The following is an 11,267-nucleotide window of genomic DNA, read 5'->3' as shown; positions in this document are numbered from 1 at the left end:
CTAGCAAAACGTTTAAAGATGTTGTATTATCTTAATCTATAAAGTATGAAGTTTTTTATGACTCAAGAGGAAGTTCTGATATATAATACAAAAACACAAACGAAAACTCATATGAAATCATTATTTAATTTTAAAAAATCCGGAGATAATAATAATGAAAATATTTGAAAAACTAATAAATAACCAAAATAATCTCAAGAGGGCAAAGGAATTTGAAAAAGATTATATAAAAATTAACTACGACAGACTAATACCAATTTTATCAGTTCTCTATGCAGCTGAGTGGATTATTTACTTTTTCAGTGAAAAATTCCTGGATATAGGCCATGTGATTTTATATTTTTTAATTTTTCTTACTTTTATGCTACCTGTTTTAATAATTACATATAAAAATTTTGATTACCTTTCCGTCTCTTTTTTGAAAATATTATTCTATTTTTCTGTTTGGGGAATTATAGCCTTTGGCATAGCCTTAGTTTTTGAAACTCAAGGAAAAAGCGATCTTGTACACATGTTTATGATGGTTTGTCTGGGAGTTGCCTCTCTAGCATATATGCCTTTTAAAGAGAGTATTTTTATTATAGGGATTCCAACACTCATTTTTTTCTTTGGAATTGAGTTTTATCAAAATGATATTTCAACAATTAATGTTCTAAGATTAAATACTGTAATTTTTAATTTTATTGTTTTAATGTTGTCATACAATTTATTTTCTATGAAAATAAAAGATTTTATTCTTCATGATGAGATGCGTATAAAGAATCAAGCATTATTGAATCACACAAAAATAGATCAAATGACCTCCCTATATAATCACGAAACTATTTTTAGCCTCCTGGATCAGCAAATAGAAAAATCTAAAGAGCAAAACACAGAAATCATAATTATGCTTCTGGATATAGATAATTTTAAGCTTATTAATGATAATTTTGGCCATCTTGAAGGTGACAAAGTCATTATGGATGTTGCAAATGTTTTAAAAGAAACCATAGATTCAAGTAACTTTATTGGCCGTTATGGTGGAGAAGAATTCTTAGTGGTGATGCCGGAAAGTACAATCGAGAAAGCAAAAAATGCATATTTTAGGTTCAGATCTATCATATCTCAAAAATACCGTAATAGCCCCATCAATCTAACTTTAAGTTGTGGTATTGCTCAAAGCAACGGACAAAGTCTGAATGATTTTTTCAAGTCGGCAGATAGAAGATTATATATCGCTAAGCAAACCGGCAAAGACAAATGTGTTTATAACGAAATAGGTGAAAAAGATCTATCTTCTGAAATTTCTGTTTAAAAAAAGCAAAGACCCAATTACGCAGGAAGGGTCTTTGCTCGGAAAGAGATAGGTATATATCACAGCATTGCTGTAACAATTTAATTTGCGTGATTATTTCATATCATCATTTTCTTTGACATTACTCTTTTTGCTTTTATTTACCAGATAACCCATACCAGCAGCTATAATTACCAGTGCCAAACCTATCGGCCAAACAGGTGCATTTTCACCAGACTGAGGTATCTGTTCTTGTATTACTTCAATTGTCGGCAATGCCGGAGCCAGAGGAAGTGTTTCCGTTATTGGCTGTATAACAGGAAGAGTAGGATCTACCGGAGCCAGCGGCAGTGGTTCTGTTTCTACAGTTATAACAGGTAATGTAGGTAATGTTGTTTCTTCTGGTGTTGTTTCTGTTGTTGTTTCTTCTGTTTCTTCAAAATAAGTATTTGTGAAATCAAGCTCATCGGCTGCTACGTTAAATTCAATCATCATTAACTCAAAATCATTTTCTTCACTGTCAGGATCAACTATTCCTATATTTGTTGTTATATCAAGTTCACCCTCACCACCATCTGTGATGATTACTTCGATTAAATACTCAGTTGTGTCGTATGTAACACCGGTCAGACCATTGTTGTTTTCTACTACTGTATATATTTTGCTACCAACATCTTCAAGGGTATAATTGATTGTTCCAAAGCTATAGCTTCCATCTGCTGCGTTCGTTGCTGTCTCAATCAAATTATCACCTTCATACAGTTCAAATTCAAACTCTCCAGCTACAAGATCTCTACCTGTCAATGTCTTATTACCAGAAAGATCTATACTACCTGCTGCTGTGTAAGTATTTGTGAAATTCAGGTCATCGCTTTCTTCATCAATTTCAACAGTTAAAGTACCATCTCCATTGTCTGAGATATTTACTATTACTGTATATTCTGTTGCGTCGTATGTCACACCACCAGCTGTACCTGCTGTTTCTACTACTGTATATGTTTTGCTGCCGACATCTTCCAGAGTGTAATCAATTGTTCCAAAGCTGAAGCTTCCATTTGCTGCATTAGTTGTTGTCTCCACAAGGGCTTCGCCTTCATACAATGCAAACTCAAATTCTTCTGCAGCCATTGCTCTGCCGGTCAATGTCTTATTACCGGAAAGATCTATACTACCTTCTGCTTCATATGTATTGGTAAAACTAATAGCATCACTTTCCTGATCGATAGTTGCACTTAATGTTCCGTCTCCATTGTCTGTTATATTGACTATAACTGTGACAGTTTTATCGTCGTATGTCACACCACCAGCTGTACCTGCTGTCTCAACTATCATGTATGTCTTATAACCGACATCTTCCAGAGTGTAATCAATTGTTCCAAAGCTGAAACTTCCATTTGCTGCATTAGTTGTTGTCTCCACAAGGGCTTCGCCTTCATACAATGCAAACTCAAATTCTTCTGCAGCCATTGCTCTGCCGGTCAATGTCTTATTACCGGAAAGATCTATACTACCTTCTGCTTCATATGTATTGGTAAAACTAATAGCATCACTTTCCTGATCGATAGTTGCACTTAATGTTCCGTCGCCATTGTCTGTTATATTGACTATAACTGTGACAGTTTTATCGTCGTATGTCACACCACCAGCCGTACCGGTTGTTTCAACTATCATGTATGTTTTATAACCAACATCTTCCAGAGTGTAATCAATTGTTCCAAAGCTGAAGCTTCCATTTGCTGCATTAGTTGTTGTCTCTACAAGGGCTTCGCCTTCATACAATGCAAACTCGAATTCCCCGGCAATCATTGCTCTTCCAGTTAATATCTTATTACCGGAAAGATCTATCTTGCCTTCTGCTTCATATGTGTTTGTGAAATCCAGTGCATCCGGATTATCACTTTCTTCATCGATTACTACATCTAATGTGCCATCACGGTTATCTGATATATTTACTTTAACTGTATACTGTGTTGTGTCATATGTCACGCCACCAGCTGTACCAGCTCTTTCTATTACTGTATATATTTTTTCACCAACATCACCAAGAGTGTAATTGATTGTTCCAAAACTGAAGCTTCCGTTTGCTAAGTTTTGGGCTGTATCAATTATTTTACCATCCTCATAAAGAGCAAATTCAAACTCTCCTGCTTTCAATGCTCTACCAGAGAGTGTTTTACTACCAGAAAGATCCATGCTTCCTGTCGCAGAATACGTGTTTCTAAACTCAAGAGCATCGCTTTCTTCGTCGATTTCAACTTTCAAAGTACCATCGCCATTATCAGAAATGTTTACTATTACAGTATGTTCTGAAGTATCATATGCTACTCCACCTAAAGTACCAGGTTTCTCCTTGACAGTATAGGTTTTACTGCCAATATCTTCCTGCGTATAATTAATTTTAGCAAAACTGAAGCTTCCGTTTGCTAAATTTTTGGCTGTATCTATTAAATCATCACCCTCATAAAGTGAAAATTCGAATTCGTCTGCTGTCAAAGTTCTACCGGTCAAAGTTTTATTACCGGAAAGAGTTATACTACCTTCCGCTGTGTAAGGATAAATGTTTACATTAAATGAAGCACTTTGAGTTGTTTCACTTAATTTTACACCCGCTACAGTCTGTGAAAGTTTTGTGTTTATAGTGTTATTACTAAAGCTTAAAAATACATGTGCATCAACAGCTGTATTTTTAAGAGTTGTTGCCTGCAATCTGTATCCTGAAGGTGATGCTACATTTTTCAATGTCAGCGTATAATTTCCGTTTCCCTTATCTTGAATATCATAATTTGCTTCTGCCAACTGATCTTCGTTACTGTCAAAAACAGCAAAGATTATATTAGCATTTGATGTTGCAGAAAAATCAAAAGAATAATTTGTAGTCCCAGATACATATTGCTGTTGATCGGGAGTTGGCCCAGTAAGAGTAAAAGTATTAGGATTCAAACCTTCTCCAACGGGAATCGGTGGAGTCTGGGCATCATCAACCAGCTTGTTGTATATATTCTTAATTGTTGAAGATGCATTGCTAGGCAACTGAGTTCCATGCATCTCATTCCAGAGGGCATATTGAATAGCAGTAATCTCATTTGGACTCGTCTTATCCCAGCCATATGTCAATAATGCTCTGATTTTATCTGGTCTTGCGTTTTGGCTGTGGAACATTTTCAGACTTTCTGTATGATCCAGAGGTAATTTGACATAATTGGAATTTGTGTTAATAGTAGTATTTATATCAACACAAAAAGCTGCATATCCCCCTGTCATATCGAATTTTCTGGTACCAACAGACGTACCAGAGATATTGGTTCCATTAATACCGGTTCCCAAATATTTATAGGTATCGTTATAATCTATTGCATTGTTATCTGCTAAAGCAGGATAAACAGGCAAAAGAGATAACAGGAACACGGCTAATAGTAAAAATACTCTGAACCTGCCCTTAAAATTAATCTTGCTTCTTGAATTAGTTTTCTTGGATAAGTTTTTAAAATCAAACAGTTTCTTTTTCATACGAATCGCCTCCTCAAATAGAATAAAATTACATCAATCTTTTTCTGTCTTGCAATTCTGGAGGCAAGAACTCTGTTTTCAGCCGCGTTTTTTCAGGAAAACGTGGTTAACCTTTTATGTAATTCTGTGCTTAGATTATACTTATTTTCTGTCTTAATAAAAAGCTTTATTGGTTACGATTGGATAATAGTTTTACAAAAAAGTACAAATTTCCTTTGAGTGATTATAGCGAAAACCTTTTGGTTAACCCATGGTACTTTTAATTAGATCTTTTATCTGAACTTAAACTGAGTGAAAAAGCATTGCAAATCAGAAAGAAAAAAGCCTGAAACCTTACAGCCTCAGACCTTTTCAGTGGCGGAGAGTCGGGGATTCGAACCCCGGTTACGCTTTCACGTAAACATGATTTCCAGTCATGCGCCTTCGACCAGCTCAGCCAACTCTCCGTATCCATATAAACACTGTCAAATAATTATTTCACAGGCAAGGGAAATATTATCACCTCAGAGGTAAAAAGTCAATCAATCTGCCATTATTTGATATGTTTTTTTGAAATATACTGAATAGCAAGAACTATCTCGGAAATAAGAAATCCGTTGCTTTTACTTTCTTTATTTCTTTTAGTTCGGCTATACGAGCAGTTATTGCGTTTATACTTGTCAGCAAGGTCATGATTAAAGAGATAACAGCTAAAAACCACATTCCGTTTATCAAATCAGTTTTATTCGAAATCAAACCGGCAAAATAAGGAATTATAGTTGCACCAAGTCCACCTAGAGATAATAGTAAACCACTTGCCAAAGCTGATTCAGATATCAAATAGCCGGCATTTGCAATACATATACCATAAAAAGCAGAAAGTGAAATACCCATAAGAACAACTGCTATAGTGAGCCAAACTGGTGATTGAGATGATATAAGTATGACAGCTGACACAGTGCAGCCTGCCGCTTCTATCATGAGCAAAGGCGCTTTACGTATTTTATTGCCAAAAACTGCGGCTGCGATCCTACCAAAAATCATAAAAACCCATAGTAATGATAGCAAGCTCTGTGATCTTGCTTCAGAAATCGAACGTGTATTGTTCAGGTATGAAACAAGCCAGCCACTAAAACCTACTTCTATGCCAACATAACAAAATAGAATTAACATAAAAAGATAATAGCGCCATTGTCTCAAAAAATTATTAGACCTGGTTTTATGCAAATTATCTTCAATATGTTTTGATTTTAAATTATTTGATTCTGTTATTGGCATTAACATAATCAGAGGTATCATTAATAAACTTAAGAAAGCAATTGCGGCTACAGCTGGCCGCCAGCCCAAACCTAAATTTACTGATAATCCTATCATAAGCGGTGCAATAAAAGCACCAACTGAGTAACAGGTATGGACTATCGATATTTTACCAGTATCACCTTCTGTAGCCCTTGTAACGAGAAAATTAATCATATTGTTTGCCGATCCCCAGCCTAAACCAGTAATAAAAAGAGCTATATACAAAATATAAAGAGGAGGCAAAAAAGCAACCAACCCAAAACCAATTGTAAAAAGAACAGCCGCAGTAATTAATGTTTTTTTCCTGCCTATATGTGAAGCAAGCCAGCCACTAAGAAAATTTGAAATCAAATTTCCCACTGCTTGAACTGATAATAATAGGCCAGCCTGATCATAAGCAATATTATAGTCTGAAATTAGGTAAATCAAAATAGCACTTGTCATCAATACAAGTAATCCGTTTACCCAGAAAATATACATACTGCCAAACATAAAAAGCGGACTGACTTTTTTCTTGTTCATAATATACCTCTTGAATTTTTTCTCATTCTTAGTTAACAGAGTCCTAATTTAAATATTATATTCTTACCAATTTCTAAAATTTTAAAACAAGTCTTCGGCCTAATATCGAAAAACAATCTCCGGTCATGTTATACTCTTTAGTAAAAATATGCAATAAACAAAAGAAAAGGAAGTGAAATGGCTTTTATAAAAATAAAAGTCTGTATTATATGAAAACAGCATTAATCACTGGAGCATCTTCAGGAATAGGATATGAGATGGCCTTACAGTTGTCTGCAAAATATGAACGCTTAGTTCTAGTGGCAAGAAGTAAGCCAAAATTGTCTGAACTGGCTGCAAAACTGGAGCAAAAAGGCTGCAGGATATTTATCATTAATACTGATCTTAGCGAGGTTGATGCTCCAGCTAATATTTATAGTCAATTAAAAGCTAATAATATTGAAATAGATCTTTTGATAAATAATGCTGGAAGTGGCAAAACAGGTTTGTTTTTTAGTCATGATGCAAGCGATAATCAGACAACTATAAACCTAAATATCTTGGCTTTAACTCAAATATGCAAATTACTTGGTCAAGATATGCTAAAACGCCAGAATGGCCAAATACTAAATGTTGCTTCAACAGGTGCATTTCAGCCAGGATCATATATTTCAGTATATTATGCAAGCAAAGCATATGTATATTCTTTTTCTTTAGCATTGGCAGACGAACTGAGAAATAGCGGAGTATATGTGGGGGTTTTATGCCCCGGTGCTACAGCAACAAATTTTTCCAAGAATTCAGGCAAAGCAGATATATCTAATGCTATGTCCGCCCAAGCAGTGGCAAAAGCAGCTATTAAAGGCATTGATAAAAGAAAAACCATAATAGTTCCAGGTTTAGGAAATAAATTGGCAGTAATAATATCTAAATTTTTGCCTGATCGTTTAATGGCTGTGATTGTTCGAAAAATTCAAAAAAAGCAATATGATCAATTCAAAAAACAAGAAAAAAGAGTTTATAAGTGATCAGTGCTCATTATTTTTTCAATTATAATTTCGACCTAATCTTGGCGACTTCCTTTTTTGTAATACCAAATCGCCAACTGTGTGCGATCACGCAAATTCATTTTCTCCAGAATTATGCTAATAGAATTCCTGACTGTACCTTCTCCGAGAAATAGAGAATTTGCAATTTCTTTATTATTCAAACCTTGTGCAACCATTTTAATAATTTCTATTTCTCTCTCTTTTAGATCATATTCTTGCCAATTAAGTTTTTTTTGATTTGACATAAGGCTGGGAATTTTTGCAACTATATCATCTCCGAAAACGCTTTGACCTGCTTCTACAGCATATAAAGCAGTAATCAGGCTTTCATAATTCTGTTTCAGGATATAGCCTCTGGCACCCATTCTGATAGCTTTGATTATATATTCATCATCAGCAAAAGTAGTCAGAAAAATTATTTTTGCCTTATTATCATATTCTAACAAACGTTGCCCGGCACTAAGTCCGTCAAGTGATTGCATTCTTATATCCATTAGAACTATATCTGGTTGATATTTCTGATATAAAGGCAAAACATCGCTGCCATCTACACCTATTGCTGCAACTTCCATCTGCTTTTCTGTTTCAATTATCATTTTCAGGGACATACTTATTAGTCTATCATCATCAATAATTATAATTTTCATTTTTTCTCCAGCACCATTCAGAAGATTGCTTAACACTTATCAATCTTTTTTCAATTAAAGTATGTTAGTAAACCAGCGATTTAAGAATCAATTCTATCTCTATAAAAAATAGCATTTAAAAGCCTGCTTTTGCAATCTCAGCAAAAGCAGGCTTTTATAAAATCTTTTATATTTCGGCCAAAAACAAAACTAGCTTTTTATTATAGCTTAAATTCACTTACTCTTTCATTAAGCATCTGCGCCTGTTGCTGTAATTCTTCACTGGCAGCAGCACTTTCTTCGGCAGTTGCAGAATTTGACTGAACAACTTTAGATACCTGATCAATGCCTTGATTTATCTGAGCAATACCACTGGCCTGTTCGTTAGAGGCAGTGGCAATATCTTCAACAAGCTGAGCAACCTGACGAACACCTTCAACAATTTCAGCCAGAGACTTGGCTGTATCATGTGCAATTTTAGTACCTCCATCAACTCTGCTAAGTGTTGTTTCGATATACTCGGTTGTTTCTTTAGCAGCTTCTGCACTTCTGCCTGCTAGATTCCTTACCTCTTCAGCAACAACAGCGAACCCTTTACCATGTTGACCAGCACGAGCCGCTTCAACAGCCGCATTGAGTGCAAGTATATTAGTTTGGAAAGCAATATCATCTATTACTTTGATAATTTTAGCAATATTTGCTGATGCTTCATTAATCTGAGCCATTGCATCAACCATTTCCTGCATATGAGTATTACCCTGATTAGCATCATCACTGGCTTTTTCTGCCAATTGATTGGCTTGACCTGCATTACCGGCATTCTGTCTTGTCTGTGACGCAATCTCTGTAAGACTAGCAGAAAGTTCCTCAACTGAACTTGCCTGCTCCGTTGAACCCTGAGATAGTGACTGACTACCATCAGCAACTTGCGAAGCACCCATTTTAACTTGTTCTGCGGCATTTACTATTTCACTTATCAGGGTATGCGTTTTATCAAGACTTCTATTAATAGCAATCTGCATGTTTTCATAGCTACCACTATATTCACCTGCCATACGCTGACTCAAATCACCTTCTGCCATAGCAGACAGCACCTCTGATATAGCGTTAATTGGTTTGGCAATATTATCAAGTGCATTATTCAGGCTTCCTATAACTTCAGAATACACACCCTGCAGCGAATCCTGATCCCCTCTATAAGTAAGATCTCCCATTGCAGCAGCTTTAGCAACTTTACCTGTTTCATCAGCCAGTGTCATAACTGATTTCATCATGGCAATGAAGTTTGGTCTTAACTGATCTTTATCACATAAACCACCTACAGCGGCAAGTGCGTCATATGATTTGAAATCACCAATAGCTACTTCATTAAGCGCATTCTCAAAATCATGCAGATTGTCGATAACAGTATTAACCGAATCCGCAAAATCAAGAATCATGCCTTTATAATCGCCATTCATTTTCTCTGTATAATCATTTACAGCCATCAGCGCCATAATACGCTGTGCCTCACTTACCGGCACAGTTATAGCTTCCAAGGTTTCATTTATACCTGCTATTATCTCTTTGTAGGCACCTGAGAATTTATCAGTTTCACCACGCGTCATCAGCTGCCCTTCTGTTGCGGCAACAGTAAGTCTCTTGCTCTCTTCAATCATCGCACCAAGGCTGCCTATCATAGACTGCATACTGATTGACAACATATCTTCTTCAGACTTAGGTGTGATAACAACATCTAGATTGCCCTTGGCTATAGACATAGCTGCATCACTTTTTTCCTTAATACTTCCAGAAATTTCATCGACCGATCTCACAAGCAGACCAATTTCATCTTTTCTGGTTTTCAATTCAGCAGGTATTGCCAGATCTGTTTTACCAAGAGATAATTGCTGAATATACTCTGCCGACTGACTTATTGGCTTACTAACTCGTCTGATAAAAAATACGCTCAATAGAAGACTTACTACGAAAGCAGCAATTGCTGATGCAATCAGAATGCTACGCATATTATTCATGGCTGCATAGGCTTCACGTATAGGAGCCTGAACAGCAACTGACCAACCGGTAAGAGAAATAGGTGCATATGCTGACTGCATATGATTTCCCATAAAGGTGAACTGACTAATACCTGTTTCCCCGGAAATCATAGCCTCAGTCTGCGGTTTCATGGAAATATATTCATCATTCATCTCAGCAGCTTCAAAAATATTAAAGCCTTCAATTACCAGATCAGTATTACCACTGGCAATAAGAGTGCCCGTTCTGCCAAGTACAAATGCTGAACCTGTTTCAGCATAGCTGATATTTTCAATCATACGAGTAAGATTCATTCCGTCACGGCCGGCTCCCAATATACCGATCACATTGCCGCTATCATCCTTGATAGGTACAACAAATAATATGACAAGATTTCCCGTACTTACACTAAGAGTCGGTTCAGTTATAAAAGTATCCCCTCCCATTACTATAGGGAAATAGGCTCTTTCTCTGATATCTGTCGGATTGTCCTGACTGGTATAACCAATTCCATTAGCATCTGTTATATAAGCATAATCATGCCCATTTAACTCTGCAAATTCACGTAGCAAAGGTTTGATCTTTTCTTCATCTGCTTCAATATTCCAGATATCTCTGCTTAGAGCAAAGCTCTGCATACTATCCAGTATTCCTGTTAGTCGCTCAGTAATTACATTAGAAGTTTGAATCGACAGTTCCTGCATTGATTCATCAATATTTTTTTTCAGATTAGCTGATGACATCAGTACGGAAACCATTGTTAGTCCAACAGCTACAACTACTATCATAGATACGATAATTACTGTCAGCCTGGCATTAACACTTTGTGTTGCTTTTATGCGGTTGCGGATATCTTCTGCTTTTTGCTTCCCTTTGTTCTTAATTTTTCCCTTTTTCCCATTATCAGCCATAGTATACCTCCATTGGCATTTTGAAAATCTGCATTTACAACAGATTTAGCCCAATAAGTTGTATTTTCCAGAACTCAAAGTTAAATAATTATCATGGCAAGATTAT

At 35.9% G+C, this 11,267-nt stretch carries 6 protein-coding genes and 1 tRNA gene; 2 read left to right on the top strand and 5 right to left on the bottom strand.

All coding sequences use genetic code 11. The features are described 5' to 3' along the window. The first annotated feature begins 154 nt into the window (after window positions 1-154). Window positions 155-1,294: a GGDEF domain-containing protein gene (locus AC0KSB_RS01415; protein ID WP_472305976.1), complete on the top strand. Its 1,140-nt coding sequence runs from the start codon at window positions 155-157 to the stop codon at window positions 1,292-1,294. A 93-nt stretch (window positions 1,295-1,387) separates the two neighbouring features. Here AC0KSB_RS01415 and AC0KSB_RS01410 read toward each other — a convergent pair whose 3' ends face one another. From AC0KSB_RS01410 to AC0KSB_RS01400, 3 genes are all read right to left on the bottom strand, one after another. Next, entirely contained in the window at window positions 1,388-4,780 is a 3,393-nt protein-coding gene (locus AC0KSB_RS01410; RefSeq protein ID WP_472305974.1) for a Spy0128 family protein, read from the bottom strand. A 355-nt stretch (window positions 4,781-5,135) separates the two neighbouring features. After that, window positions 5,136-5,226, bottom strand: a tRNA-Ser gene (locus AC0KSB_RS01405). A 127-nt stretch (window positions 5,227-5,353) separates the two neighbouring features. Continuing rightward, window positions 5,354-6,580 carry an MFS transporter gene (locus tag AC0KSB_RS01400; RefSeq protein ID WP_472305972.1) on the bottom strand — a complete coding sequence of 409 codons (1,227 nt, stop codon included), beginning with the start codon at window positions 6,578-6,580 and terminating at the stop codon, window positions 5,354-5,356. A 209-nt stretch (window positions 6,581-6,789) separates the two neighbouring features. Here AC0KSB_RS01400 and AC0KSB_RS01395 point away from each other — a divergent pair, with 209 nt between their 5' ends. Then, window positions 6,790-7,587 (top strand): SDR family NAD(P)-dependent oxidoreductase, encoded by a 798-nt coding sequence (locus AC0KSB_RS01395; protein ID WP_472305970.1) that lies wholly within the window; start codon window positions 6,790-6,792, stop codon window positions 7,585-7,587. Between the two features lie 35 nt (window positions 7,588-7,622). Here AC0KSB_RS01395 and AC0KSB_RS01390 read toward each other — a convergent pair whose 3' ends face one another. Then, window positions 7,623-8,255 carry a response regulator gene (locus tag AC0KSB_RS01390; protein WP_472305968.1) on the bottom strand — a complete coding sequence of 211 codons (633 nt, stop codon included), beginning with the start codon at window positions 8,253-8,255 and terminating at the stop codon, window positions 7,623-7,625. Between the two features lie 200 nt (window positions 8,256-8,455). After that, on the bottom strand, window positions 8,456-11,161 hold the full coding sequence (locus tag AC0KSB_RS01385; RefSeq protein ID WP_472305966.1) for a methyl-accepting chemotaxis protein: 2,706 nt from the start codon (window positions 11,159-11,161) through the stop codon (window positions 8,456-8,458). Between the last annotated feature and the right edge of the window lie 106 nt (window positions 11,162-11,267).

The sequence above is a fragment of the Ercella succinigenes genome (assembly GCF_900002895.1).
The sequence above is the reverse complement of the archived record's forward strand: the minus strand, read 5'-3'. Positions and strand labels throughout refer to the sequence as shown.

Bases quoted from the DNA above. Each gene is read 5' to 3' on its own strand.
- AC0KSB_RS01400 (WP_472305972.1), bottom strand. From the start codon at position 6,580: ATGAACAAGAAAAAAGTCAGTCCGCTTTTTATGTTTGGCAGTATGTAT.
- AC0KSB_RS01395 (WP_472305970.1), top strand. From the start codon at position 6,790: ATGAAAACAGCATTAATCACTGGAGCATCTTCAGGAATAGGATATGAG.
- AC0KSB_RS01410 (WP_472305974.1), bottom strand. From the start codon at position 4,780: ATGAAAAAGAAACTGTTTGATTTTAAAAACTTATCCAAGAAAACTAAT.
- AC0KSB_RS01390 (WP_472305968.1), bottom strand. From the start codon at position 8,255: ATGAAAATTATAATTATTGATGATGATAGACTAATAAGTATGTCCCTG.
- AC0KSB_RS01385 (WP_472305966.1), bottom strand. From the start codon at position 11,161: ATGGCTGATAATGGGAAAAAGGGAAAAATTAAGAACAAAGGGAAGCAA.
- AC0KSB_RS01415 (WP_472305976.1), top strand. From the start codon at position 155: ATGAAAATATTTGAAAAACTAATAAATAACCAAAATAATCTCAAGAGG.